The following is a 24,536-nucleotide window of genomic DNA, read 5'->3' as shown; positions in this document are numbered from 1 at the left end:
CAGCCTGATGAAAAGCCGGCAGCCGCGAGGGCTGTCAGGCTTGATGGCGGTGTTGGATGTATGGATGCCCCGGTTCGGACGGACGCCAAGAAGGCGGCCGCGCCGGGGCTACGATCCCGCGATCGGGCAGACCCTGAACAAGGTTCTGATAAGGGCGAGGTTGCTCATGCACCGACCCTTGCCGACAGGCGCATGCTTGTCAAGCGCGGCCAAACCGCTCAGCCGTCGACGTAACGCCGATGAAAGCGGTGGCCGAGGCTGGTCAGGATTTCGTAGCCGATGGTGCCGGCATGGCCGGCCGCGTCGTCGACGCTTTGCGAGGGGCCGAGCAGTTCGACGAGATCGCCCTCGCCCAGCCTGCCGGGTGGCAAAGCGGAAATGTCGAGAATGATCGAATCCATCGACACCCGCCCAAGGAAGGGCAGCCGCACGCCCTCGAACCAGGCCGCGGACGCCGCGCGGCGATGCCAGCCATCGGCATAGCCGAGCGAAATCGTCGCGGCCGTGAGCGGAGCCGTGGTGCGGAAGGTGTGGCCATAGCCGACACCAACTCCGGCCTCCAGCATGCGTGTCTGCACCACCTTGGCCTGCAGCCGCACCACCGGCAGCATCGGGTTTGGTCGGGCCGGTGTCGGATTGATGCCATAGAGCGCGGCACCCGGCCGGGCGAGATCATAGTGAAAGCGCTGCCCAAGAAAGATGCCGGATGAATTGGTGAACGAGGCCGGCGCCTCGGGCAACAGTGCGCGCAGCCGCTCGAACGCCAGTCGCTGCCGCTCGTTGGCCGGATGTTCCGGCTCGTCGGCGCAGGCCAGATGGCTCATCACAAAACGGACATCGATGCCGTCGAAGGCACCGGGATCGGCGGCAACGCGCTCGACATCCCTGGGCGCCATGCCGAGCCGCGACATGCCGCTGTCGACCTGGATCGCCGCCGGCAGCTTTCGGCCGGCGCGGCCGGCCGCCGCACGCCAGGCCGCCAGTTGTTCCGGACTGTTGACAACGGCTGCAAGGTCTGCCGCCACGGCGTCCGGCTCGGCACCGGGCGGAATGCCGTTCAGCACAAAAATAGCGGAACCCGGCCCGAGCGAGCGGCGCAAGGCGATGCCTTCGCCCAGAAGCGCGACGAAGAAGATATCGCAACCTTCGCCGGCGAGTGCCGCCGCCACCCGGCTCGCGCCGAGGCCGTAGCCGTCGGCCTTGACCACGCCGGCACAGCGCACGCTGCCCAGGTGCGCTTTCAACCGCCGGTAGTTTTCACGGATCGCGCCAAAGTCGATGGTCAAGATGGCGCCCGCCACCGCTTCGCCTGTGGCAGCGATGTCCTCGGGCAGCGACCTCTTGGGGGCGTCGTTCATGGCGACCCTTCTCGTGGCGGATAGTGCATGTCGCCCAAAAGTGGTCCCGGTTTCGGGAGAACGACATGCATAAAACAACGGCCTGAAGCGCATCGCTTGAATCCGTTCAAACGCGACGCGCTTTAGACATCAATAGGACCGCCAGGCCGGCGCGGCAACTGCGGTCGTTTCGTGTCGAGGCTATTGCGCCAGATGCCGGAACGCCGCCACTACTTCCTCGTAGACATGGCGCTTGAACGGCACGATCAGGTCGGGCAGGTCCTGCATCGGTCGCCATGCCCATTTGTCGAATTCGGCGGTGTGTCCGCCCGGCGGCGGATTGATCTGGATCTCACCGACATCGCCGTGAAAGCGGAAGGCGAACCATTTCTGCGTCTGGCCGCGATACCTGCCCTTGAAGGCGATGCCGACGAGGTGGTCCGGCAAATCGTAATTGATCCAGTCCGGCGCCTCGGCGAGCAGCGAGACGCCACGCATGCCGGTCTCTTCATAGAGCTCGCGCTCGGCCGCCTGCAACGGCTCTTCGCCCTTGTCGATGCCGCCCTGTGGCATCTGCCAGAGCTGTGTCGTGCCGGCGAATTCGCTGTCTGGTTCGGCAATGCGATGCCCGACCCAGACCAGGCCGTCGGCGTTGAGGATCATCAGCCCGACACAGGGACGATAAGGCAGCGTTTCGCGATCAACAGTCTTCTTAGCCATCTTGCCCTCGTTCCGGCCGTTGCTGGAAATTCGATGCTTGGGAGGATCGCTAGCCTTTTTGCGGATCGATGGCCACCGCCGAAATCGGCACGATCTCTATGCCGCGCTTCTTGGCCTCGGTGACCCAGGTCGACACCGTGTCGACCGTCAGGTCGAAGGCCGAGCCGATGCCGACGGCAAAGCCTTTGGCGCGCGCGGTGGCTTCCAGCCCGTCGAGTTTCTTCAGGATGGCGCCGCGATCCTGCACGGCATCGATCGCCGTGTCGCCGGAAACAAAGGGCACGCCGTCCTTCAACGCCAGGTCCGGCGCCAGGCTGCGTGCCGACGAGCCATCGTCGATATAGGCCAGGCCCCGCTTGCCGAGTTCGGCCATGAACGGCTCCATCACCGTAGCGTCAGCGGAAAAGCGCGCGCCCATGTAGTTCATGACGCCGGTGTAGTTTGTCGTCCGCGACAGCGCCCAGTGCAGGTTCTTCAAATTCTCATCCGCGCTCGCCGCCACCGTCAGCGTGTTGCGGCCGGGGTTGATATTCGGATAGTCGAACGGTTCGAGCGGCACCTGCATGACGATCTCGTGGCCGCCCTGCCGAGCCGCCTGCATCCAGCGGCCGATGCTGTTGCCTTGCGGGGCGAAGGCCAGCGTCACCTCCGCCGGCAGCTTGGCGATGGCCGCCTGGGTGCCTGTCTGCGAAACCGCAAGCCCGCCGATGACGATCGCCACCCGTGCACCACGCGCGCCCGACCACGGCCGCGCATAGACGTCGAACGGGCGCCGGCCATCGGCTGCCCGGACGGGCAATGGCCCGGTCTCGCTGGCTTCGATCAGCGCCTTGTCGGGAATATGGGCGATCTTCAGGTTCTGGCCCATGGTTGACGGGTCGCGAATGACGATCCCCGCCTTGGGCGGGCCGTCGCCCTCCTCCGTCTGCACATGGATGATCTGCGGCCCGTCGGTTTTGGCGGGCGCTGCCGGCTTGGCTGCGGCCACCGGGGCCAATGCGGTCGGCGCGGCAGCAGGCTCGGCCGCCGCCGTCACTTTCGGCGTCGAAACGGCGACCTCTTGCGGCTTGCGGAACGGCTTTTCCCTGAGCGCGATCGCACCGGAGACGCCTACCACCGCCAGAACGACCACGGTTGCCGCGATCGCGCCGGCGCTGACCTTGCCGGCCGCGCGCGGCGATCGGACGGTCTGTCCAAGCGGGCGTTCGATGTCCTTGCCTATGTCAGCCAAGCTGCATCCCCGGGCGCATGCCCCGAAGACGAAATCGCTTCGAAAAGACATGCGCGAATTCATCAATCCTGGCGCACCGCTGGCGCCCGCAACCCAGGGCCTCGCCTTGCCCCGAATCAAACTGCCGGAACCTTTCGGTCCCGGCAGCATCGCATTGCTTCCATCAGGCGGCCAGACCCGTCGGCCGCTACCCTTATTGGTTGAGAACGGCCTTTTCCGGATTGGGCGGGAAAGCCGGATCGGTCTTCTGGCCGCGCAGCAGCTGCTCGGCATAGATGAGCTGCAGGTCGTCCTTCGGATCCGGAGGCACATAGGCTGCCGAGCCTGAACCGGTCGAGCTCTCGTCGGCGCCCTTGATATGGCCCTTGAGGTCGGATTCGCCGCGCGTCAGGTCCCTGCCCTGCAGTTCCGGCGGCAGCGGCTGGTCGACCTTGATGTCGGGCGTGATGCCCTTGCCCTGGATCGACTTGCCGGACGGCGTGTAATAGAGCGCCGTCGTCAGCCGCAGCGCACCATTTTCGCCAAGCGGAATGATGGTCTGCACCGAACCCTTGCCGAAGGACTGCGTGCCGACCACCGTGACGCGGCGCAGGTCCTGCAACGCGCCGGCGACGATTTCCGACGCACTGGCCGAGCCACCATTGACCAGCACGATCATCGGCTTGCCGTTGATGTCGTCGACCTGCTTGGGCTTGGCGTCGAACCGGGTGACGTCCTTCGGATCGCGACCGCGCGTCGAGACGATCTCGCCGCGGTTGAGGAACGCATCGGAGACGCTCACTGCCTGGTCGAGCAGGCCGCCCGGATTGAGGCGCAGGTCGAGCACATAGCCCTTGAGCTTGTCGTTCGGCACCTGCTTCTTGATGGTGTCGATGGCGTTCTCGAGGTCGTCATAGGTCTTTTCGGTGAACGAGGTGATCTTCATGTAGCCGATGTCGTTTTCGACCCGGAACTTGACCGCCTTGACCTTGATGATGTCGCGCACGACCGTCAGTTCGATCGGCTTGTCGGCGCCCTGACGCAGGATGGTGAGCTTGATCGGCGTGTTTACCAGACCGCGCATCTTCTCGACCGCGTCATTGAGGGTCAGGCCGCGAACCTCCTCGCCGTCGATCTTCGCGATATAGTCGCCGGCAAGCACGCCTGCCTTGGCGGCCGGCGTGTCGTCGATCGGCGTGATCACCTTGACCAGGTCGTTTTCCATGGTGACCTCGATGCCGAGGCCGCCGAACTCACCCTTGGTCTGCACGCGCATGTCCTGCGCCTGCTCGGCGTTCATGTAGGAGGAGTGCGGGTCAAGCGAGGCAAGCATGCCGTTGATGGCGTTCTCGACCAGCGACTTGTCGTCGGGCGGCGTCACATATTGCGCCCGCACCCGCTCGAAGATATCGCCGAAGATGGCCAGTTGCTTGTAGGTCTCCGACCCTGCAGCGTTCGCCGCCGAGCCGGGTGTGCCATAAACAAGGCTCATGGCGGACGCGCCCATCAGCGCACCGGCAAACAGAAGCGACAGTTTCCGCATCATTTCACGTCCTTCCAGAAAAACGGTCCGCCCACCATGGGGCCGGATCGACGGGTTTTCCATCCTTGCGGAACTCGACATAGAGTTCCGGTGTGGCATTTACATTCTTCGAAACCGAGGTGCTCGCCACCCGGGCCTCTCCCATCGCGCCGACCGGCTCTCCTGCGAGCACTGATTGGCCAGTCGCGACGCTGATTCTGCTCATCCCCGCCAAAACGACATGATAACCGTCGCCTGCGTTCAGGATCAAGAGTTGACCATACGAGCGAAACGGCCCCGCATAAAGCACATTCCCATCCGCCGGCGCGGTGACGATGGCTCCCGATTGTGTCGCAACCATGTCGCCAAGCATCACCGCCCCGTTACCGTCCTCGGCACCGAATCGCCGTTTGATGCGGCCGGTCACCGGCAATGCGATCTGCCCCTGCAGTGCCGAAAAGGGTGCCGCCGCGGCAAGTCGATTGCCTTCCGGTACAGGCAGGGACGCCAATTCCGCTGGGGTCTCCGCCGGCGCTGACGTCTTGTCGCCGTCCGCCGTCTTCTGCTGGGCGGCCTTGGCCGCATCGGCCGCCTTGCGGCTCTTGTCGGCTTCGAGCGAGGCGATCAAGTCCTTCAGGCTTCCGGCCTTGGCCGCCAGCGCTTCCGACCGCTGCTTTTCCGCGGCCATTTGCGTTTGCGTGTCGGCTTCGAGCTTCTGCTTGGCCTCCAGCAGCATGCCGAGCCGCTTCTTTTCCGCTGTCTGGTCGCCAACCGCCGCCGTCAACCGCGCCCGCTCGGCCTCGATCGAAGCCGTCACGCGCGACTGCTCCTTGAGATCGGCCAGCAGGCTATCGGTCTGCTGGCGCAGTTCCGGCACCACGGCGCCGAGCAGGATGGCGCTACGCACCGACGACAGCGCGTCCTCGGGCTTGACCAGGATCGCCGGCGGCGGGTTGAGCCCCATGCGCTGCAGGGCGCCCAGCACTTCGGCCAGCACGTCGCGCCGTGCCGCAAGCGATGTGCGGATCTTCTGTTCCTGGCCCTTCAGTCCTTCCAGCTTGGCGCCGATATCCTCGATGTCCTGGCCGAGCTTCTGCTCGGTCATGGCCGACTGGATCAAAGCGGCGGTAATCGAGGCATGGTCCTTCTTGATCGTCGCGATGTCGGCGGCGAGCTTGGCCAGGCGCTCGGACGACAGCGTGATCTCCTTCGAGACCTGTTCGTATTCGGCGCGGCTCTGGTCCGGATCGGGGGCAAGGTCGAGCGTGTTCTCAGCCCGCACCGCATGCAACGACAGCACGAGCACCGCCGCCGCGATGCCGCAGCGCGCGCGCCATGAGGCCGTCCCTGATGATTTCCCGTCTTCAGACATTGAAGCCCGACTCTATGCGTGGCTTCGTTAACGAACAATCAACCATGTTCGAAAGCCCCCCTAAACCATGTGCGAGAGCCCCAATTGGCGCAGTTTGATGGCGCATTGGGGCGGAAATCCGTATGGTCGCGCCAAACCACTCGGTTACGAACGATGATAGGGATGGCCGGAAAGGATGGTCGCCGCCCGATACAGCTGCTCCCCCAGCATCACGCGGACCAGTTGGTGCGGCCAGGTCAGCAATCCGAACGACATCACCAATTCTGCTTGATCGCGGAGCGGCTGATCGTGCCCGTCGGCGCCGCCGATGGCGATGACCAGCGCCTTGCGGCCGCCATCACGCAGCTGGCCGATGCGCCCCGCAAAGTCTTCGGAGGAAAAATTCTTGCCGCGTTCGTCGAGCAAGATCAGTGCGGTGCCGGGCTGCAACTGCCCCTGCAGCTTCTGGCCTTCGTCGCGCCGGCGCTCGTTGGCGGTCTGCGCGCGCCCCTCGGCGATTTCGGCCACGCCGGCAAATTCTAACCCCACCGCCGGGCCGCTTTTGGCAAAGCGCTCGAAATAGCGGTCGGCGAGCTGCTTCTCGGGGCCGGCTTTCATCCGGCCCACGGCATGAACTGATACCTTCATCCTCGCCCCTATAAGCCGCCAATGCATGCCGTGACATGCATCAAAACAAAGGCGGCTTAGTGGATTGTCTCTTCCTCGAGGTCCGGCGCCTGCCACATCTTTTCGAGATTGTAGAATTCGCGGACTTCGGGACGGAAGACATGGACGATGATGTCGCCTGAATCGATCAGGACCCAGTCGGCGCCTGCCAGCCCCTCGACGCGCGCCGTGCCGAGACCGGCATCCTTGAGCGCCTTGAGCAGGTGATCGGCGACAGCCGAGACATGACGGTGCGATCGGCCCGACGCGACGACCATGTAGTCGCCGAGGCTCGATTTCCCCTGAATGTCGATTGAGACGATATTTTCGGCCTTGGAGTCTTCCAGACTGGCAAGGACTGTCTTGATGGCGCGGGACACGGCGTCGTTTACGCTGATCCCGGCCGGCGAAGGCATGATATCGGCCTTCTTCCGCAGTGCTGTTCTCAGTGTATTTCCTTTCGCAGCAAGAACAACCAAATCACCCCCAAAAGCAGGTGACACCGCTTAAATAGGCAGAGTTCCGTTGCAGTTTCAAGACGGCGCCCTGTCGCGCACGAACGTATTGTCGGTCCCGCGGTTCCACCGCATGCCGAAAAAGATCGGAACCCATGGCGCCTGCGTGGGTTATCGGGTCGCCCACCAACCGGATTTTCCCCATGCCTATCGACCCGCAGAACACCCTTCTCACTGTCCAGGCCGGCCTTGCGCAACTCAGCACGCTGATCGTTTCCTACGCCTTCTCGGCCATCGGCGCCGTCATCCTCCTGGTTGTCGGCTATGTCGTTGCCGGCCTTGCCGAGCGTTCCATCTCCTCTGGTCTCGGCCACATCCACGGTTTCGACGCAACGTTGCGGCATTTCTTCTCCAAGATCGTCCGCTATGCCATCCTGATCCTCGTCACGATTATGGTGCTCGGCCAGTTCGGCGTGCAGACAGCATCGATCATTGCCGCCATCGGCGCCATCGGTCTTGCCATCGGCCTGGCGCTGCAAGGCACGCTGCAGAATATCGCGGCCGGCATCATGCTCCTGGCGCTGCGGCCGTTCCGTATCGGCGAATCCGTCGAGGTCGGTTCGATTGCCGGCTCGATCGAGGAGATTGGCCTCTTCGCGACGAGGCTCAGGACCGCCGACGGCGTCTACATCCTGGCGCCCAATTCGACGCTGTGGAACCAGCCGGTGCGCAACTACACGCGCAACGGCGTCCGCCGCGGCGACATCACGCTCTCGATCGGCTCCTGGAACGACATCGACCGCGCCCAGAAGACGCTGCTTGCCATCGCCACCACCGAGCGCCGGGTCAAGCGCGAGCCGGCGCCGATCGCTTTCGTCGCGACATTGGGTGAAAGCACGGTCTCCATCGCCTTGCGCTACTGGACATCGGCCGCGGATTTCTTTGCCACCCAGGCCGATCTCACCAAGCGCGCCAAGCAGGAATTCGACGCGGAAGGCATATCGATCCCGCTCCCGCCACCCGAAGCGCCGGCGCCGGAAGCCCGCCGGCAATAAAGCATGATCCCGAAGGCGGCTTTCGGTTTTCGGAAAAGATCATGCTCTAGCCAATCAGTTGCCCCGGTTCCGGGGCTGCTCGTCCGGTCCGAAGGCGAGTTCGACCGGCAACGGCGCCTGCGCTGTCATCGGCGCGAAACTGCCGGTTTCGGCTGCGGGAACAGCCCGCGTCGTCACAACGCGCAAAAGCACGAACAGGCAGAAGGCGCAGGCGATGACGATCGCCACATAGATGAAGGCCTGCGTCCCGAAGACGGCCGACAGCGCGGTCACGATGCCGGGCACGATGAAGCCCGAAAGCGACCAGGCAAACAACAGCGAGCTGGACAGCGCCACCAGGTCGTCCTTGCCGGCGCGGTCGGCGGCATGCGCACTGGCCAGCGAATAGATCGATTCCGAGGCACCATCCCAGACGATGTAGATCACCACCAGAGCCGCCAGCGCGCCGCCATCGAACCCGAGCGCGAGCAGGCCGGCGACCATGGCGAGCGCGGCCGCGGCGATCAGCACATAGCGGCGGTCGGTTCGGTCGGAAATCCAGCCGAGCGGGATCTGCAGGATCAGGGTGCCGACCGGCATTGCCGAAAGCAGCAGGGCGACGTCGGCCTGGCTGTAGCCCTTGGCGGTGGCATGGATCGGCGCGAAGCCGGCGATCGACATCGACAGGCCGCCGACGGCAAGCATGCCGGCGACGCCGACAGGCGAAATCCGCCAGGCCCGGCCGAGCGCCACCGAGGCCGCTTGCGGTGGCGGCGGCTGGGCAAGCCTGGTCAACCCCACGGGCAGGATCGACAGTGCCGTGAAGACGATGCCGATCAGCGGCGCGTCCGCGGTTCTGATGTCGACAAAAGCCAGCGTCGCATAGCCGACGCCGAGCCCGGCGACATAGGCAACGTAGAAGAACGCCATCACGCGGCCACGGATGGCATTGGCAACGGCATCGTTCAGCCAGCTTTGCGCGACGATGAACAGGCCGCATATGGCAAAGCCGTAGAGCGCGCGGGCGGCGATCCAGAGCAACGGATGCGGGCCGGCGCCGACAGCGGCATTGGCCAGCGCGATCAGCGCCGACAGCACCATGAAGGCGCGAGCATGGCCGACCCTTCGCACCAGCGGTCCGGTCAGGATACAGCCGGCGAGGCCGCCTGCCGAAAGTCCGGTGATGATCAGGCCGGCCCAGGTCGGATCGAAGCCCTCGGCGCCAAGCCGGACCGGGATATAGGCAAACATCAGCCCATTGCCGACGGCGATCAGCGCCATCGACGCGATCACGCTGGCAATCGCGATCAGCGGCGTGGGTTCATCGCCTTGCCCGGCTTCGGCGCGGTGTTTCCTGGGGATCGACATGCCTGCTCAGGATTGCCCATGAAACGGGCAAAGGAAGCGATAAAAGCGACATCGCCGGGTGAGCGGGCTCAACCCCTGGCCAGCTTGCGGATCGCGCTCGACGACAGCGACGAGCGCGGGCCGTGGATGAAGGTCCAGGCCGGCGCCTTCATGCGGGCGAGCCTTGGCGCATCCCCTTCGTCGACGCGGGCATAGTCGAAGGTCTTGGCGACGACCGACGACAGAAACGACAGCGTCGCGCCCGGACGGTCGATGACGGCGATCGGGAAGGTCATGACGATCTCGCGCCAGCGCTGCCAGCGATGGAAATCGCGCAAGCTATCGGCGCCCATGATCCAGACGAAGTCGACGCCAGGATTGCGCGCCTTGACCAGCGCCAGCGCGTCGGCGGTGAAGCGAACGTGATGCGCCGCCTCGAACGCGGTGACCTTGATCTTCGGGTTCTTGGCGATCTGGTCCGAGAGCTGCAGCCGCTCGCCGAGCGGCGCCAGTTCACGCGTGCTCTTCAGCGGATTGCCAGGCGTCACCATCCACCACAACTGGTCGAGCGCCAGGCGTCTGAGCGCGATTTCGGCGACAAGGGCATGGCCGGCGTGAGGCGGATTGAACGAGCCGCCGAACAGGCCGATAGCGAGCCCCTTTTCGGCATGCGGCATCTTGAGGTAGCGGGAAGAAATAATGGGCTGGGGCAATGACAGCATGGCGCTAGTCGCCCCCCTCTGCCCTGCCGGGCATCTCCCCCTCAAGGGGGGATCCTGCGAGGCCGGCAATTGGCGAAATCATACGTGACAGCCAATCTCTCCCCTTGAGGGGGAGATGCCCGGCAGGACAGAAGGGGGTGGCTGGGCGCAAGGGCCTCAGGCTCTAACGACGAAAAGCTTCAAGGCCTCACCTGTCCCGACCCGCGCACGCGGTATTTGAAGGAGGTCAGTTGCTCGACGCCGACCGGCCCGCGCGCATGCATCTTGCCGGTGGCAATGCCGATCTCGGCGCCCATGCCGAACTCGCCGCCATCGGCGAACTGCGTCGAGGCGTTGTGCAGCAGGATCGCGGAATCGATCTCGTTGAAGAACTTTTCCACCGCCTGCGGGTCCTCGGCGACGATCGCCTCGGTGTGATGCGAGGAGAAGGTCTCGATGTGGTCGATCGCACCTGCGACGCCATCGACCAGCTTCACCGCGATGATGGCATCGAGATACTCGGTCACCCAGTCGAGATCAGTGGCCGGCCTGGCGTCGGAAAATGCCTTCAGCACCTCGGCATCGGCATGGATTTCGCAGCCGGCGACGCGCAGGGCGTCGAGGATCGGCACCAGATGCGTGGCGGCGGCAGCGCGGTCGACCAGCAGCGTCTCGGCAGCACCGCAGACGCCGGTGCGCCGCATCTTGGCGTTGACGGCGATCCGCACCGCCATGTCGAGCTTTGCCGAGCGGTCGATGTAGAGATGGCAGATACCTTCGAGATGGGCGAACACCGGCACCCGCGCCTCGGTCTGCACTCGCCCGACAAGGCTTTTTCCCCCGCGCGGAATGATGACGTCGAGCGTGCCGTCGAGCCCTTTGAGCATCTCGCCGACAGCGGCGCGATCGGTGGTCGGCACCAGCTGGATGGCGTCTTGCGGCAGGCTGGCTGCCTTCAGCCCCTCGACCAGGCAGGCATGGATGGCCGCCGACGAATTGAGCGAATCCGAGCCGCCGCGCAGGATCACTGGATTGCCGGCCTTGAGGCAAAGCGCGCCGGCATCCGCCGTGACGTTGGGCCGGCTCTCATAGATGACGCCGACGACGCCGAGCGGCGTGCGCACGCGTTCGATATTGAGGCCGTTCGGCCTGTCCCACGCGGCGATGACGTCACCGACCGGGTCGCGCAGTTCGGCGATTTCCCTGATACCGTCGGCCATGGCGCGGATGCGCGCCGGATTGAGCTTCAGCCGGTCCATGAACGAAGCGGAAAGCCCGGACTCCTCGCCATTCGAGACATCGATGGCGTTGGCGTCGAGAATATCCTGCTCGCCGGCGACGATCGCCTCGGCCATGGCGACAAGTGCAGCGTTCTTGGCGGCGGTGGCGGCGATGGCCAGCGGTCGGGCGGCAGCGCGGGCGCGGCGGCCGATATCGGCCATCAGCGCCACCGTGTCGTCCCCGGATTTTTCATGCAGCTTCAGCATGGCTCATCCTCCGCTCGATACTTCGTCACCGGCTCGTAGTTCGTCACTGGCCCGTATTTGGTCGCCAGCCCGTACTTGGTCGCCAGCCCGTACTTGGTCGCCAGGATGGCTCACCACGAGGTCGTCGCGGTGGATCATCGCCGAACGCGCCTCGTAGCCGAGCACGGTTTCGATCTCGGCCGTCTTCAGCCCTGCGATCCTTACGGCATCGGCGGCATCGTAGGCAACCAGCCCGCGCGCGATCTCGCGGCCCTCGGGCGACAGGATCGCCACGGTGTCGCCGCGCGAGAAATTGCCGCTGACCAGCTTGACGCCGGCCGGCAGCAGCGACTTGCCCGACAGCAGCGCGCCGATGGCACCGGCATCGACCGTCAACCGGCCAGCCGGTTCGAGTTGGCCGGCGATCCAGGTCTTGTAGCCCTTGACCGGATTGCTGCTCGGCCGGAAGAAGGTGGCGCGCTCGCCGCGTTCGATCGCCATCAGCGGCGACAATCGCGTGCCCGACGTGATGATCATGGCGGTGCCGGCGGCGGTGGCGATCTTGCCGGCATCGAGCTTTGTCCGCATGCCGCCGCGCGACAATTCGGACGCCGCGGCGCCCGCCATCGCCTCGATGTCGGGCGTTATGCGATCGACCACCGGAATGAACTTTGCACCGGGGTCCCGCGCCGGCGGCGCGGTGTAGAGCCCGTCGATATCGGAAAGCAGCACCAAAAGGTCGGCGCCCATCATGGTGGCGACGCGCGCGGCCAGCCGGTCATTGTCGCCATAGCGGATTTCGGAGGTCGCCACCGTGTCGTTCTCGTTGATGACCGGCACCGCCTTCATCTTGAGCAGCGTCGAGATCGTCGCCCGCGCATTGAGGTAGCGGCGGCGCTCCTCGGTGTCGCCGAGCGTCAGCAGGATCTGCCCTGATTTCAGGCTTCCCTTGCCGAGCGCATCCGACCAGGCGCCGGCCAGCGCGATCTGTCCGACGGCGGCTGCGGCCTGGCTCTCCTCGAGCTTCAAGGCCCGCTTGCCCAGTCCAAGGATGGTGCGGCCAAGCGCGATGGCGCCGGAGGAGACGACAAGGATTTCGGCACCACCTTGCGCAAGCACGGCAATGTCGTCGGCCAGCGAGGCCAGCCAGTCGCGCTTCAAGCCCGTCGCGCGGTCGACGAGCAGCGCCGAGCCGATCTTCACGGTGATGCGCCGGTATCTCTTCAGCGACTGCATGGTCCTACTTTTCCCAGCGCGTCTCGACCGGGGCCGAGATTTGCGCCCGCGCCTCGCCCACCACCGCCATCAGCGCCCGCAGCACCGCCTCGACGCCTTCGCCGGTGACAGCCGACAACAGCATCGGCGCCCGGCCGGCCGCACGCTTCAGCGAGGCGACCTTCTTCTTGCGCGCATCGGCGTCGAGCGTGTCGACCTGGGAAAGCGCGACGATCTCGACCTTGTCGGTCAGGCCGTTGCCATAGGCATCGAGTTCGGCACGCACGGTCTTGTAGGCCTTGCCCGGGCTTTCCTCCTGAGCCGAGACCAGGTGCAGCAGCACGCGCGTGCGCTCGACATGGCCAAGGAAGCGGTCGCCGATGCCGACGCCCTCATGCGCGCCTTCGATCAGGCCGGGAATGTCGGCGATGACGAATTCGCGCGCATCGATGCGGGCAACGCCAAGACCGGGATGCAGCGTCGTAAAGGGATAGTCGGCGATCTTCGGCTTGGCCCCGGTGACGGCGGCGAGAAATGTCGACTTGCCGGCATTGGGCAGCCCGACCAGCCCGGCATCGGCGATCAGCTTCAGCCGCAGCCAGATGTTGAGCTCCTCGCCCGGAAGGCCGGGATTGGCGCGGCGCGGCGCCTGGTTGGTCGAGGTCTTGAAATGCTGGTTGCCAAAGCCGCCATTGCCACCCTTGGCGAGCAGAAAGCGCTGGCCGACCACGGTCAGGTCGCAGATCAGCGTCTCGTTGTCTTCCTCGAACACCTGCGTTCCGGCCGGCACTTTCAGCGTGACATCGGCGCCCTTGGCGCCGGTCATGTTGCGGCCCATGCCATGGACGCCGGTCTTGGCCTTGAAATGCTGCTGATAGCGATAATCGATCAGCGTGTTCAGTCCGTTGACCGCCTCCAGCCAGACATCACCGCCACGGCCGCCATCGCCGCCGTCCGGTCCGCCGAATTCGATGAATTTTTCGCGCCGGAACGACACCGAGCCGGCGCCGCCGTCACCGGAGCGTATGTAGACTTTGGCTTGATCGAGAAATTTCATGGGCTGTGCAGTTTCTGCTAGTGGCTTTGCGGCATTGCTCTAAATCTAGCGCCTTGCTCTAAACCAAGGCGCGGCGAAGGGCGAGGCCGTTTTATGACAATGGCCGCTTGGGACCGGCTGGAGAGATGTCGGAATGAAGCTTGTAACCTACAACGTCCAGTACGGCATCGGTCTCGATGGGCAGTACGATGTCGGTCGCATCACTGACGCCGTGCGCGGCGCCGACGTGATCGCCCTGCAGGAGGTCACCCGCAACAATCCCCGGAATGGCGGCCGCGACATGGTCGCCGAGATCGGCGAGGCGCTGCCCGACTATTTCGCCGTCTATGGCAGCAATTTCGAGGCCAACATCGGCTCGCGCATCGACAACGGCCGCGCCATCACCACGACCTTCCAACTCGGCAATATGGTGCTGTCGAAAACGCCCATTCATCTTTCGCGCAACCTGCTTTTGCCGCGCAGCCGCAGCTTCGAGATGATGAATTTCCAGCGCGGCGCGCTGGAAGCGCTGATCGAGACGCCGTTGGGTTTCATCCGCTTCTATTCCATCCATCTCGATCACCGCAGCCCCGTCGAACGCGCCCGCCAGATTCAGTTCCTGCGCCGACGCCTGCTGAACTATGCGCTCGAAGGCGGCGCGCTATCCGGCGTCGCCGAGATCGGCCTGCCGGAATTGCCGCATCCCGAAGCCTTCGTCGGCATGGGCGATTTCAACATGCTGGCGGGCTCACCCGAATATGTCGAACTCGCCGGCAGGCCGGACCATGAATTCGGCATGCCGCTGACCGCCGACTTTGCCGTCGATGCCGCAATGCGCCTCAATGTCACCGGCGACGAGCTGGTCAGCTGGGTCGACCCCAAACAGCCCGCGAACGCCAGCCGCCATAAGCGCATCGACTACGTCTTCACCAGCGCTTCTCTGGCCAAATCGCTGAAGCGTCTGTGGGTCGACCGGCAGGCCGTCGGTTCGGACCACCTGCCGGTATGGGTCGAACTGGGCTGACTTTTTCAAACCTATGATTTCTATGCGACGCGAGACGCGTCGAGATTCAGGTCAGGCCGAGTCGAGAATGGTGGCTTCCGAGAACCGGAGCGGAGCGTACTTAAAGTACGTGAGCACCGGAAGCGCAGGAAACCGCCATTCGCAGGCCGGCCTCACCTGAATATCGACGCATCTCAAAAATGCACCCAGTTCCTGAGGCTCGTCCAGGTCTTCCTGTCGAGCCGGTAGCGCTCGACCGGCACCTGGCCGGCGACGATCGAGTTCAACATGCCCTGGCCGGCATACTGGAAGCCGCACTTGTGGATGACGCGGCGCGAGGCCGGATTGATGACCCGCGTCGAGGCATGCAGCACCTGGATCGACGTCTTCTGGAAGGCGAGGTCGACCAGCGCGTGGGCCGCTTCGGTCGCATAGCCCTTCTTCCAGTGAGGCTCGCCGATCCAGTAGCCGAGTTCCAGCCCGCGATCGGTGGTGTTGAGACCGGCGCAGCCGACGAAGGTGTCGGTGCCGGCCAGCGTCAAGGCATAGGCGATGCCGGCGCGGCGCGACTTGGTCATGGCAAGGAAGGCGCGTCCCTCGGCCTCACCATAGGGGTGCGGCATCCGGGCCAGCATTTCGGCGACATGACGGTTGTCGGCAAGTTCGACCAGTTGCGGGATGTCGCCTTCGCGGGGCGCCCGCATCACCAGCCGCTCGGTGACCAGGACCGGGCAGTCTATCGCGTAACTTTCGTCTTCGGTGTCTTCCGCTTCGGCAACCATGTGAAAGTCCTCCAGGCCAAGAAAAAGGGGAGATGGAAACCCATCTCCCCTGATCCTTTTCCTGGCTTTGCCAGACACCGGTTCCCGAGATGGGCGCCGGTGTTCTAGTGCGGAACCGGCTACTCCGCGGCTTTGGCAATCGGGTTGACCGATACGTAGGTTCGGCCGTTGGCTTTTTTGTTGAACGTCACGGCGCCGGTTTCGAGCGCGAAAAGGGTATGGTCCGTGCCCATGCCGACATTGACGCCGGGATGCCAGGTCGTGCCGCGTTGACGAATGATGATGTTGCCCGGGATGACGGCTTCGCCGCCGAACTTCTTCACGCCCAGACGCTTGGAATGCGAGTCGCGACCGTTGCGCGACGAGCCGCCAGCTTTCTTGTGTGCCATCTAACTAACTCCGTTGCGCCGCAAGGCGCCTAAAAGGCCTTATGAACGCGTTCGCGTTCCGTTTCAAGTCCGATTCCGGCGACCCAGTCGCCAGAAAATTACTTCGCCGCCAATTCCTTGGCCTGCTCGCGCCAGTCCTTGATCTGGTCGGCGCTGAAGGGCATGTGCTCGTCGATCTTGGCGACATCCTTGTCGGTCAGCTTGGCGAGCTGGGCGAAGGTGATGATGCCCTGCTCGCCGAGGTCCTTGGCAGCGACCGGGCCGATGCCCTTGATCACGGTCAGGTCGTCCGGTTCGCCCTTCGGCGCCTTGAACAGCGGCGCTGCCGCGGTCTCGGCTGCCTTGGCCTTGGGCTCCTTCTTCGGCGCGGCTTCCGCCTTCGCTTCGGTGGCGGCCTCTGCCTTGGCTTCCTTCTTCGGCGCCTTGACGGCTGCCGTCTTCGTCGGCTTGGCGCCACCCAGCAGGATCTCCGAGATCCGCACGGTGGTCAAAAGCTGGCGATGGCCGATCTTGCGGCGCGAATTCTGCCGGCGACGCTTCTTGAAAGCGATGACGGTGCGGTTCTTGCCCTGCTCGACGACTTCGGCGGTGACCACCGCGCCATCGACGAACGGCGCGCCGAACGTGACATTCTCGCCCTCGCCATGCGCGAGAACGTGGCCGATTTCGACGATATCGCCGACACTGGCTTCGACTTTTTCGATCTTCAGGAGATCGTTGGCGGCAACGCGATACTGCTTGCCACCCGTTTTAATGACTGCGAACATTTTTTGCCTTTCGCTGTTCGGTCGGCCTTGATGAACCGCCTCTGGCGGTCCGGCCGTCTTTTTGTCAGTCTGCGGGTTCAAAAAACAAGCGGCGCGGAAGAACCCTCCACGCCGATTGCGCGCTGTCCCTAACCGAAGGTTGGGTGCAAGTCAAGGCGAAGCCGTTGCCGGGACGGTTATTAGCTCGGCAAGCATCTGGCCATGTCGACACGACCGCACGGCGTTGCCGTCGTCGGCACGCGAGGATCTGTCGGGCGGCCGGAAATCCGCGTGGGCTTGACCGCAGGTACCAATGCAAATCCGCCGCTTGTCCAGGAAGCCAAATAACTCGCGGATTGGCCTTGTAACCTGCCCGTTCAGCCGTTATCTAGTGCGCCGCGCCGGCAACGGCCGACCATGACCGCGGAGAGGTGGCAGAGTGGTCGAATGCACCGCACTCGAAATGCGGCATGGGTGCAAGCCCATCGGGGGTTCGAATCCCTCCCTCTCCGCCAGCAATGTCCTAAGTCTCTGGTTTATCTACGCTTTTAGGCACTTACTTTAGGCAGTTCTCCGACCTGGTACAGAAACCTGGACCAGAATGGAGGATGGCGTGCCACGATCCACGCTGCGTGTCGTGAGACGAGCACATACGTACTATTTCCGGATGGCCGTACCCCATCACTTGACGCATCGGCTGCGAGTGCATGAGATCAAGGTCTCGCTGCGGACAGCCGACCCTCTTGTAGCAAGATTGCGGGGGACCCACTTAAGCAGTGCACTGGATACGTTTCTGCTTAGGCTGCCCCATATGCCTGACCTGACCTCGGAAGACATTCACGGTCTCATCAAGGGCTACTTTAAGTCCGCTCTTAGCCAGTCAATCGAGCTCGCCCATATTCTCCCGAGGGATCATCAATACGATCAGGCCGGCGAAGTTGGCTACCTGATAAAGCGTATGCAGGAGTTGGAAGCCCAGTTGGCCCTTTGGTCATGGCCGATGTCGGTCCAGTCAGAGGCTCACGCGCTTCTAGCCACCATCCTCCCGGAAAAGCTTGCACCCGCGTCAGAGAGGTTCCAGCAGCTCTGCCAGGGCATTTTGCGAGCGGACCACGAAACCGCTCGCATTCTCGCTGCGATGCTGGCTGGCAAATATTATGAGGCCGCGCCCAAGGACCCCATGTTCGCCGGGATCTTCGTAAACGATCCACCGCCCGTTGCGGGGGAAGAGACGACGGCACCTCCCGAACAAACGCTCGCGTCCATTGCCGCGTCATTCCATGCTCATAAGGCAAAGCACGATTGGGTGAAGAAGACGGCAGCCGACGCCAGCCGGGTGCTGTCGCTTGCGAAGTCGATTATCGGCGAGGGTAAGCTAGTCAAAAAGCTTGATATTGAGGACGTGAAGGCGATGCGTGACGCCCTTGCCTCCCTTCCGCCCAATTACGTGAAGTTGGCCGCCAATAAGGGCATCAGTCCTAAAGACGCCATCGCGGCCAATAAAGGCGGGCCGTCGCTGTCGCTCAAGACTCAAGATAAGTACTTCACCATGTTCCGACAGTTCTTGATCTGGGCCCACCAAGAAGGCTATCTCGACAAGATCCCGGGTCAGGGAGTGAAAATTGCGGGGGCGGCTAAGGTCGATGCTGGCGAGGGGCGGAAGCCATATTCAAACGACCAGTTGCAGGCGATATTCGCGTCCTCCCTCTTCACCGGACATCAATCCGAGAAGACACGTCACAAACCCGGTTCGCTGCTGATCCGCGACGGAAAATTCTGGGTGCCCCTAATAGCCCTCTACAGTGGCCTGCGAATGGGGGAGATCATCCAGTTACTGATCTCCGACATTAAGGCGTCGCAGGACGAAATCGCCTATTTTGATGTGTCGAAGGGCGAGGACAAGTCGGTAAAAACACAGTCCAGCGTGCGCCGAGTGCCCATACATCAGGTCCTTATCGACCTCGGCCTTCTTGACCAATCCAAAGGATCGGGGCGGCTTTTCCCGGACATAGAGAAGGGAAAGGACGGCTACTACAGCCATAACTTCTCCAAATGGTGGGGTCGTTACGCGCGACAGATCGGGGTGAACACCAAGGATACTGCGTTCCATTCATTTCGTCATAACTTCAAGGACGCGCTGCAAGCGTCAGAAACCCCTGAGTACGTTTCAAAGGCATTGATGGGGCATGCCAACAACGATGTTCATGCAGGCTACGGAACTGGGCCGACGTTGTCGGTGATGAAGAAGGCGATTGATCGGATCGGCTATCCGTCCCAGCCGTCGCCGGCGAAGCAAGACCCGAATTTGTAGCCAAACGCTCTATTTTGTCATGTCTTTTCGCCAGACGCTGACGACGGCATCGCGGCTGTCAGTTGGTTGTGACCACACTGCACCGACAAGATAGGAATGAATGTTGGCGATGTCCCGGCCCCAAACTTGCTCTTCAGCTTCGTCGTTCTGCGGATAGCAGATATCCCAGACAGGATCGTGAAACGGCTCAAGCCGGTAGCGAGCACGCAACCTCTGGAGGTCGAAGACAAACACAGCACCATCTTGCTCGTCATCATCGCGTTCGAGCAAGGCCCAGTACGCGGCCACGCGAGGGTCTCTTGTGAATGATACGGCGCGATATCCAGTACGGCTACAGAGAAGCATGTCGTCCATGAGGACCCTGCGCGGGAACCTCGTACCGTGAAAGATAACTTCCATCCGTCGAGAGACGTTCCGCAATTGTTGTGCAAGGACAGCTACCCGAGGGTCGGCGCACTCACAAAAGGCCATTGTCTCCCCCGTCTGGTAGAAAGTCTTGGTCAAGGTCGTCGATGTGCCAGTTGCCGATCCCGTTGGTGAGTTCATCGAAAATGAATCGGTTCACGCACCAATGGACCTCAGCCATGACATAGTCCCAACTCTCGGGGGATTTATCCCACGCCGGATTCCCAGCGAACCAAGGCCTTGCGTAATCCACCGCAACTGCCACGAGGTCATGTTTTTCATCCGCGATGCTGTTGCCGAGCCGAGAAAGCAGGCGCGTGCGGAAACGATCAAACCGCTGAAGGGCGGGACGGGTATAGAGGGTACCGTCTTTTCGACGGCTTACGCGATTGCCGAGGAAGAAAACGTGGTCGTTGATGTGCCTAATCTCGTGTTCATGAAGCTCAAGGGGTCCGGCAGGTAGGCTCTTAAGCCGATGGGCTAGGGCCTGAATTGACGCCTTTGCTTCCGACTTTACACGCGCACCAATTAGGATGTTGTCGAGGTGGGTACCGTAAACAACATCCCGTTTCACCGTCGAACGACGGAGTTCCCGTCCCAGGACCATACGCGCGAATTGCGGTGCGCAGACGTCGCCCTGTACTAATCCCTGCCGGACCATATTGAGCTTCGACCCAATGCTATCCATGGAGTATGGATAGCCTTGAGGCAGATCAGCATCGTCGCCTTTAAGTATGGCCTGCTCGGAAAGCTCAATGCCATACTTTGGATCGATGAACCTGATCGGGGTTTCTGGCGGGAGAAACGCAAGACTTTGGATCATCCACTTCGAGAGTGGAAGTCCCGCCAGATGACCGGGTCGCAGGGACGGAAAGTAATCGCGAACATCGAGGCTGGCCCACCACTGATAGCCGTTTTCGATTTCCGCATGAAGTGCTTTGAACAATGCCCGTTCCCCGCCCGCGCCTTTGACGGTACTGTCGTTGGGGCTGTCGCCGACGGTCGCTGACAGGACATCGCGCAAGATGAGCTGTTGCGCCCTGCGACGGCGTCCCGACATCCCGATGGGCCGCCATTCTCCCTTCTTGCCTTCCTTGGGGCGCGGCATGATGGTGAGCGGCTCGTGAAACGCTTTGCTCATTGACAGTTCGGTAGCCCATGTTTCCATCTGGGCAAACGGGATCGACTGGTTACTGCCTTCTAGGGCCCGCAGAGTGGCGATTAAGCGACCTGAGAAGCCTTCGAATATTCTCTCCTTTGCGGCAGTGACTTTCGACCTAGCTTCGGTAGCGGTGGCTTGTTGCAGCGAGCGCAGGTGCCGCGAATAGACCCGGACCGCCGACTGCAACGCTTTCAACTCCGCCTCCGTGAACCCGGTCTCTTTCTTTTCCCCCTTGCCTTTCGTATTCGTGGCAATCTGATGCCGCACTGCCTTACGGCAATGCCTCCGGATCAGCTCAATTGCCGGATGGAATTTTGCAGTCGACATATCATTCGCCACTTTGTGAAGTTAACTTCATTTCTGCGGCAGACACCTGAGACGTCGAGTAGCGACGCCTCCCAGCGAGCCAAGCGTCGAGGTCGCTCATGTTATAAAGCACGATGCGATGGCCAGCCTTCATGTAAACGGGTCCGTTCCCCTGCATGCGCAGCTTTGCGAGCATGGAACACGAAACGCCGAGATAGCCGGCTGCTACCTTGCACCGAACGAATGTTGTAGGCGAATGCATGGGATTTATCCGGGTCCTTGATGAAAGCACGGGGACGGTAAGACTGTTTGACCGGCCCATGCAAGCATCGAGCGTCGACCTGGGCGCAAAGTAAGACCGGCTGTAGACGGCAGCGTTTCAGCGAAGGAGACCTAGTGCGCTGATCTACTAAGAGAAATTGTTCACCCGGCACAAATTTGATCGTGACCGAAACCACGCGCGAGACGCTCCATAAGTCAACTAACAGGCGGATTTAACGCCGTAGCGAGGACGCAAATGCATCAGAGCGACCGGATGAAGGAGGCACTTAGGTTATCGGCAACGGAGCCCGATCACTCAATCGAACTTGCCCGGTGTCTCGCCGAATTGAAGGGTGCCAAGCTACTGCCTGAGTTTATCGCTGCATCGGGATCGAGTCGTCGGAAATCCTATTACTTGGCGCAGATTGGAAGGGAATTGGAGAAGTTGGCGGGGATTCCCGATGACCGACTGACCGCGATAGGGTGGACGAAACTCCAGATCGTCCTCCGGCATATTGACGACAGGAATGCCTTGGACCTGGTCGAACTCGCGGAGAAGCACAATGCGCATGAACTGAAGCGGATGCTTCCGAAGGACCCTTTGACGGAGCATTCAAGATGCGTGGTTTTGTATTTCAGCCCCGATCAATATGCCGATTTCGAAAAAGCCATCCTTGCGAACGGCGGCAGGCGTAGCCGTCGGGGACTAAGCCACAAAGAAGAAGCGATCATCGCTGTAATCGGCAGATTGAATTCGAGCCACTCAATATGAGGCCCGGAAATAGGGACATTCCGTTGTCCCGGGGACACAAATAGGGACAACCGACCTCGAATGGATCCTAGGGGGTGCAGAGAACTGGATAACGTCACAATTTCAATAGCTTAATTGATCTGCCGAAAAACGCTCCGATGGAGACACTTTCTTGTCTCTGTCCTGTCTTCCACAGTGGAAGCAATTTTACACGTAGAGTAGCGTGGGCTAGGCTGCGAAGAAAATCTCCGGGGGGAGGGGCGGCAGTGGCGATAGAACTTGTTCCATGTCCGGCCTGCGATAAACCTCTTTCACCCAAGGCAGTGTCCTGTCCAAACTGCGGCCATCCGCTGTTGGCAGCTAGGGACGACGAGCGTTTTTCAATGCAAATTGAAAATGAGTTGGCTCGCCAGTTCGCAACAGAGATCGGACCCCTTGCCCGCAGCGGCGACAAGCCTTCATTTTTCTTATCGTTCAGTTGGCCGGCACTAGCCAAAATTTCCCTGCTGGTGCTGTGCTTTGTAGCCATTTTTCTTGCCGCAGCCGCCGCGCCGCGCCTATTGATCATTTGGTGGCAACACGGAGCCATAAGCAGTCGAACTCGTGAAATAGCTAAGTCGGACGGGGTTCCAACGCCGCCTTCAAAACCCGTGCAGGAAATGTCGGCACCGGGAATTGATGCCGCTGATCCCGAACCCACTCGACCGGCGGTGCCTCCCCGAAAGGTATCGACGACGAAAATTGAGCCTTCCGCTCCCGGACAGACGCCGGTCGCAAGGCAAGAGAAATCAGATGCCAATCCTCCCAGCACGAAAGCTTCTTCGACGGCTGGTTGGCAATGGGCACGGTGGGGTATGACGATAGACGACGTCCTTAGTGCATCACCTCAGGCCCTGCGCACAGCCACTCCTACCGAAGTTGCTGACCTGAAGTTCTCTGATGGTAGTGCCACCCCCGGTCTCACGGGGCCTTATCAGACGGAGGATTACAGGTTCCGGGCCTGGTTTTACTTCGACAAGGCAGGGAAGCTGAGTTGTGTCCGGCTCAACCTACTCGATGCGGGCCGATCCAACGCGCTTTACCATGAACTGCTCTCGACGCACGGTCCCGGGAGGGACAACGGAGCGGGGCTTATTTTTTCAAGGGAGTGGTTTGAAGAGAATTACATATCGTATACGGGCAGTATCGGAGACATCGTTCCAAGCGTAGTCTACTGTTCTCGGAAGTCGCCCTCCGATCTGTGACTACCAAAATAAATTCTTAGCCAGACCGCGCGATTAAACTGCGCTAGATGAAGCCCTTCTCGCGTAACATCGCCGCGATCTCATGCTGCCCGGCCTTATGCTTGGCCTGCAACCGTTCGTCCTCAACAGGATCGTCACAGATGGGCTGCACATTCGAGAGAGCGGGGAGAGGTTCCGAGCTGCCGTCTGCGTATATGCGCACGTGCTCGGCACCCCACATCATCTTATGCTCGCCATGGTAGTCGAGAAACTCGCCTCTTTCGTCCTCATCGAAACGGTATTGGATCCACCAACTCTGAAACGCGATCTTACCTGCCCGCCGTTCCTCAAGGTCCCGCCAAGGTAGCTTGATTGACCATTGTGAAAACCGCTCTGCAAAGAGCTTCGCCATGAGGTTTCCACTCTCTTCAGCGCGAGTTGCTTCCCCCTCGGGCCCGTCCCACAGGACGCGGGCCATCCCACGGCCTAACTCACGCGCATCGTCAACGGCCATTCTCCAGATCGGGCCAGGCCTACCGAATAAAGTGAACCTGTGCCCGCACCACTCGGCACGCTGAGGGGTCTGTTGGAAATCCTGACAACCAGTCGCGTGTCTGAAGAATTCAATCGGGTCGTTGCTGTGTGCGAAGACAAGTTCGGGCCTGATCGCCTCGAACAGGAATTGGAATATGGCCGTCCGCCTGTCGCCTGGGGCCAACTCGGAAGCTCTCTTGGTAGGTATTGAGCAGATATTGGTCTCAAGGCTCCAATTCGCCGGAAGCTGCTCAACGATGGCCTCGATCCGGGGACGCGCACCACTAAGTTTCCGGACGCGTCGATAGTCACGCATGAAATCGTGTTTGTCGAACCCGGTTTCGTCAGACCAATATTGCCAGAAGTCGCGACCTACGGTGGTAGCAGGGTTAAACCCCACCACGAAAAATCGACAGTCCAAAGGATTTCCATCACAAACGAACGGCCTGGACGTATCCCCGCTTATGAGCGGCTGAAGCCGTTCCCGAAACTCAATTAATTCCTGCATCGCTCCTCCCGATCTTTCGCGACTATAGGCTCTCTCGGCACAATTACTCTTCCCTGCTTACGCTCAAGTGCTAATCTAATAGTGGGTCAGATGTC

23 protein-coding genes, 1 tRNA gene and 1 pseudogene are annotated in these 24,536 nt (G+C 61.9%); 7 read left to right on the top strand and 18 right to left on the bottom strand.

What is annotated here, in order from left to right; translation table 11 throughout:
- Positions 1–218 precede the first annotated feature (218 nt).
- From alr to rsfS, 7 genes are all read right to left on the bottom strand, one after another.
- Positions 219–1,358: an alanine racemase gene (gene alr, locus AC1D08_RS15525; RefSeq protein ID WP_457151025.1), complete on the bottom strand. Its 1,140-nt coding sequence runs from the start codon at positions 1,356–1,358 to the stop codon at positions 219–221.
- A 180-nt stretch (positions 1,359–1,538) separates the two neighbouring features.
- Positions 1,539–2,057 carry an RNA pyrophosphohydrolase gene (locus AC1D08_RS15520; protein WP_095084199.1) on the bottom strand — a complete coding sequence of 173 codons (519 nt, stop codon included), beginning with the start codon at positions 2,055–2,057 and terminating at the stop codon, positions 1,539–1,541.
- 49 nt (positions 2,058–2,106) lie between these two features.
- Positions 2,107–3,288: a divergent polysaccharide deacetylase family protein gene (locus AC1D08_RS15515; RefSeq protein WP_457151023.1), complete on the bottom strand. Its 1,182-nt coding sequence runs from the start codon at positions 3,286–3,288 to the stop codon at positions 2,107–2,109.
- Between the two features lie 193 nt (positions 3,289–3,481).
- Complete coding sequence (locus tag AC1D08_RS15510; protein ID WP_167365099.1) at positions 3,482–4,813, bottom strand: S41 family peptidase; 1,332 nt, start codon at positions 4,811–4,813, stop codon at positions 3,482–3,484.
- Position 4,814: 1 nt separating this feature from the next.
- Positions 4,815–6,161 carry a murein hydrolase activator EnvC family protein gene (locus tag AC1D08_RS15505; RefSeq protein ID WP_457151022.1) on the bottom strand — a complete coding sequence of 449 codons (1,347 nt, stop codon included), beginning with the start codon at positions 6,159–6,161 and terminating at the stop codon, positions 4,815–4,817.
- A 144-nt stretch (positions 6,162–6,305) separates the two neighbouring features.
- The gene (rlmH, locus tag AC1D08_RS15500) at positions 6,306–6,788 is read right to left on the bottom strand and encodes a 23S rRNA (pseudouridine(1915)-N(3))-methyltransferase RlmH (protein WP_457151021.1); all 483 of its coding nucleotides are present in this window, start codon (positions 6,786–6,788) and stop codon (positions 6,306–6,308) included.
- Positions 6,789–6,844: 56 nt separating this feature from the next.
- Positions 6,845–7,222, bottom strand: a complete 378-nt coding sequence (gene rsfS, locus AC1D08_RS15495; RefSeq protein ID WP_457151020.1) for a ribosome silencing factor — start codon at positions 7,220–7,222, stop codon at positions 6,845–6,847.
- 242 nt (positions 7,223–7,464) lie between these two features.
- Here rsfS and AC1D08_RS15490 point away from each other — a divergent pair, with 242 nt between their 5' ends.
- Complete coding sequence (locus AC1D08_RS15490; RefSeq protein ID WP_457151019.1) at positions 7,465–8,316, top strand: mechanosensitive ion channel family protein; 852 nt, start codon at positions 7,465–7,467, stop codon at positions 8,314–8,316.
- A 54-nt stretch (positions 8,317–8,370) separates the two neighbouring features.
- On the opposite strand, the gene AC1D08_RS15485 is transcribed toward AC1D08_RS15490, so the two are convergent.
- The 5 genes from AC1D08_RS15485 to obgE form a co-directional block, all read right to left on the bottom strand.
- Entirely contained in the window at positions 8,371–9,663 is a 1,293-nt protein-coding gene (locus tag AC1D08_RS15485) for an MFS transporter (RefSeq protein ID WP_477423515.1), read from the bottom strand.
- A 68-nt stretch (positions 9,664–9,731) separates the two neighbouring features.
- A complete protein-coding gene (locus AC1D08_RS15480; protein WP_457151032.1) occupies positions 9,732–10,319 on the bottom strand; it encodes a nicotinate-nucleotide adenylyltransferase in 588 nt (195 codons plus the stop codon).
- Between the two features lie 224 nt (positions 10,320–10,543).
- Positions 10,544–11,830, bottom strand: coding sequence for a glutamate-5-semialdehyde dehydrogenase (locus AC1D08_RS15475; protein WP_457151017.1), 1,287 nt, complete (start codon positions 11,828–11,830; stop codon positions 10,544–10,546).
- A 3-nt stretch (positions 11,831–11,833) separates the two neighbouring features.
- Positions 11,834–13,045 (bottom strand): glutamate 5-kinase, encoded by a 1,212-nt coding sequence (gene proB, locus AC1D08_RS15470; RefSeq protein ID WP_457151016.1) that lies wholly within the window; start codon positions 13,043–13,045, stop codon positions 11,834–11,836.
- Positions 13,046–13,049: 4 nt separating this feature from the next.
- Positions 13,050–14,081: a GTPase ObgE gene (gene obgE / locus AC1D08_RS15465; protein ID WP_457151015.1), complete on the bottom strand. Its 1,032-nt coding sequence runs from the start codon at positions 14,079–14,081 to the stop codon at positions 13,050–13,052.
- A 133-nt stretch (positions 14,082–14,214) separates the two neighbouring features.
- On the opposite strand from obgE, the gene AC1D08_RS15460 reads away from it, so the two are divergent.
- Positions 14,215–15,084: an endonuclease/exonuclease/phosphatase family protein gene (locus AC1D08_RS15460; RefSeq protein WP_457151014.1), complete on the top strand. Its 870-nt coding sequence runs from the start codon at positions 14,215–14,217 to the stop codon at positions 15,082–15,084.
- A gap of 173 nt (positions 15,085–15,257) precedes the next feature.
- On the opposite strand, the gene AC1D08_RS15455 is transcribed toward AC1D08_RS15460, so the two are convergent.
- From AC1D08_RS15455 to AC1D08_RS15445, 3 genes are all read right to left on the bottom strand, one after another.
- A complete protein-coding gene (locus AC1D08_RS15455) occupies positions 15,258–15,845 on the bottom strand; it encodes a GNAT family N-acetyltransferase (protein WP_457151829.1) in 588 nt (195 codons plus the stop codon).
- A gap of 119 nt (positions 15,846–15,964) precedes the next feature.
- Positions 15,965–16,234 (bottom strand): 50S ribosomal protein L27, encoded by a 270-nt coding sequence (rpmA, locus tag AC1D08_RS15450; protein ID WP_013529063.1) that lies wholly within the window; start codon positions 16,232–16,234, stop codon positions 15,965–15,967.
- 98 nt (positions 16,235–16,332) lie between these two features.
- Positions 16,333–17,001, bottom strand: coding sequence for a 50S ribosomal protein L21 (locus AC1D08_RS15445; RefSeq protein WP_457151830.1), 669 nt, complete (start codon positions 16,999–17,001; stop codon positions 16,333–16,335).
- A gap of 404 nt (positions 17,002–17,405) precedes the next feature.
- On the opposite strand from AC1D08_RS15445, the gene AC1D08_RS15440 reads away from it, so the two are divergent.
- The 3 genes and pseudogenes from AC1D08_RS15440 (at position 17,406) to AC1D08_RS15430 (ending at position 19,291) form a co-directional block, all read left to right on the top strand.
- A tRNA-Ser gene (locus tag AC1D08_RS15440) sits at positions 17,406–17,495 on the top strand.
- 86 nt (positions 17,496–17,581) lie between these two features.
- Positions 17,582–17,761 (top strand): annotated as a pseudogene (locus AC1D08_RS15435) (DUF6538 domain-containing protein); the annotation flags it as partial.
- A gap of 30 nt (positions 17,762–17,791) precedes the next feature.
- Complete coding sequence (locus tag AC1D08_RS15430; RefSeq protein WP_477423540.1) at positions 17,792–19,291, top strand: site-specific integrase; 1,500 nt, start codon at positions 17,792–17,794, stop codon at positions 19,289–19,291.
- A 9-nt stretch (positions 19,292–19,300) separates the two neighbouring features.
- Here the strand turns inward: AC1D08_RS15430 and AC1D08_RS15425 are convergent, their stop codons facing one another.
- Both AC1D08_RS15425 and AC1D08_RS15420 read right to left on the bottom strand, forming a co-directional pair.
- Positions 19,301–19,579, bottom strand: a complete 279-nt coding sequence (locus AC1D08_RS15425; protein ID WP_477423512.1) for a hypothetical protein — start codon at positions 19,577–19,579, stop codon at positions 19,301–19,303.
- A gap of 169 nt (positions 19,580–19,748) precedes the next feature.
- A complete protein-coding gene (locus tag AC1D08_RS15420) occupies positions 19,749–21,185 on the bottom strand; it encodes a hypothetical protein (protein ID WP_477423510.1) in 1,437 nt (478 codons plus the stop codon).
- A gap of 496 nt (positions 21,186–21,681) precedes the next feature.
- Here AC1D08_RS15420 and AC1D08_RS15415 point away from each other — a divergent pair, with 496 nt between their 5' ends.
- On the top strand, positions 21,682–22,197 hold the full coding sequence (locus AC1D08_RS15415; protein WP_477423509.1) for a hypothetical protein: 516 nt from the start codon (positions 21,682–21,684) through the stop codon (positions 22,195–22,197).
- A gap of 245 nt (positions 22,198–22,442) precedes the next feature.
- Positions 22,443–23,420 carry a zinc ribbon domain-containing protein gene (locus AC1D08_RS15410; RefSeq protein ID WP_477423507.1) on the top strand — a complete coding sequence of 326 codons (978 nt, stop codon included), beginning with the start codon at positions 22,443–22,445 and terminating at the stop codon, positions 23,418–23,420.
- 43 nt (positions 23,421–23,463) lie between these two features.
- On the opposite strand, the gene AC1D08_RS15405 is transcribed toward AC1D08_RS15410, so the two are convergent.
- Positions 23,464–24,441 carry a hypothetical protein gene (locus tag AC1D08_RS15405; RefSeq protein WP_477423505.1) on the bottom strand — a complete coding sequence of 326 codons (978 nt, stop codon included), beginning with the start codon at positions 24,439–24,441 and terminating at the stop codon, positions 23,464–23,466.
- Between the last annotated feature and the right edge of the window lie 95 nt (positions 24,442–24,536).

The sequence above is a fragment of the Mesorhizobium sp. P2_E6 genome (genome assembly GCF_056403835.1).
This window is presented reverse-complemented; position numbering and strand designations above follow the sequence as displayed.

Bases quoted from the DNA above. Each gene is read 5' to 3' on its own strand.
- AC1D08_RS15405 (WP_477423505.1), bottom strand. From the start codon at position 24,441: ATGCAGGAATTAATTGAGTTTCGGGAACGGCTTCAGCCGCTCATAAGC.
- AC1D08_RS15480 (WP_457151032.1), bottom strand. From the start codon at position 10,319: ATGCCGCATGCCGAAAAGGGGCTCGCTATCGGCCTGTTCGGCGGCTCG.
- obgE (WP_457151015.1), bottom strand. From the start codon at position 14,081: ATGAAATTTCTCGATCAAGCCAAAGTCTACATACGCTCCGGTGACGGC.
- AC1D08_RS15475 (WP_457151017.1), bottom strand. From the start codon at position 11,830: ATGCTGAAGCTGCATGAAAAATCCGGGGACGACACGGTGGCGCTGATG.
- AC1D08_RS15460 (WP_457151014.1), top strand. From the start codon at position 14,215: ATGAAGCTTGTAACCTACAACGTCCAGTACGGCATCGGTCTCGATGGG.
- AC1D08_RS15490 (WP_457151019.1), top strand. From the start codon at position 7,465: ATGCCTATCGACCCGCAGAACACCCTTCTCACTGTCCAGGCCGGCCTT.
- AC1D08_RS15420 (WP_477423510.1), bottom strand. From the start codon at position 21,185: ATGTCGACTGCAAAATTCCATCCGGCAATTGAGCTGATCCGGAGGCAT.
- AC1D08_RS15520 (WP_095084199.1), bottom strand. From the start codon at position 2,057: ATGGCTAAGAAGACTGTTGATCGCGAAACGCTGCCTTATCGTCCCTGT.
- AC1D08_RS15430 (WP_477423540.1), top strand. From the start codon at position 17,792: ATGCCTGACCTGACCTCGGAAGACATTCACGGTCTCATCAAGGGCTAC.
- AC1D08_RS15455 (WP_457151829.1), bottom strand. From the start codon at position 15,845: ATGGTTGCCGAAGCGGAAGACACCGAAGACGAAAGTTACGCGATAGAC.
- rsfS (WP_457151020.1), bottom strand. From the start codon at position 7,222: ATGCCTTCGCCGGCCGGGATCAGCGTAAACGACGCCGTGTCCCGCGCC.
- AC1D08_RS15415 (WP_477423509.1), top strand. From the start codon at position 21,682: ATGCATCAGAGCGACCGGATGAAGGAGGCACTTAGGTTATCGGCAACG.
- rlmH (WP_457151021.1), bottom strand. From the start codon at position 6,788: ATGAAGGTATCAGTTCATGCCGTGGGCCGGATGAAAGCCGGCCCCGAG.
- AC1D08_RS15505 (WP_457151022.1), bottom strand. From the start codon at position 6,161: ATGTCTGAAGACGGGAAATCATCAGGGACGGCCTCATGGCGCGCGCGC.
- AC1D08_RS15510 (WP_167365099.1), bottom strand. From the start codon at position 4,813: ATGATGCGGAAACTGTCGCTTCTGTTTGCCGGTGCGCTGATGGGCGCG.
- AC1D08_RS15485 (WP_477423515.1), bottom strand. From the start codon at position 9,663: ATGTCGATCCCCAGGAAACACCGCGCCGAAGCCGGGCAAGGCGATGAA.
- proB (WP_457151016.1), bottom strand. From the start codon at position 13,045: ATGCAGTCGCTGAAGAGATACCGGCGCATCACCGTGAAGATCGGCTCG.
- rpmA (WP_013529063.1), bottom strand. From the start codon at position 16,234: ATGGCACACAAGAAAGCTGGCGGCTCGTCGCGCAACGGTCGCGACTCG.
- AC1D08_RS15445 (WP_457151830.1), bottom strand. From the start codon at position 17,001: ATGTTCGCAGTCATTAAAACGGGTGGCAAGCAGTATCGCGTTGCCGCC.
- alr (WP_457151025.1), bottom strand. From the start codon at position 1,358: ATGAACGACGCCCCCAAGAGGTCGCTGCCCGAGGACATCGCTGCCACA.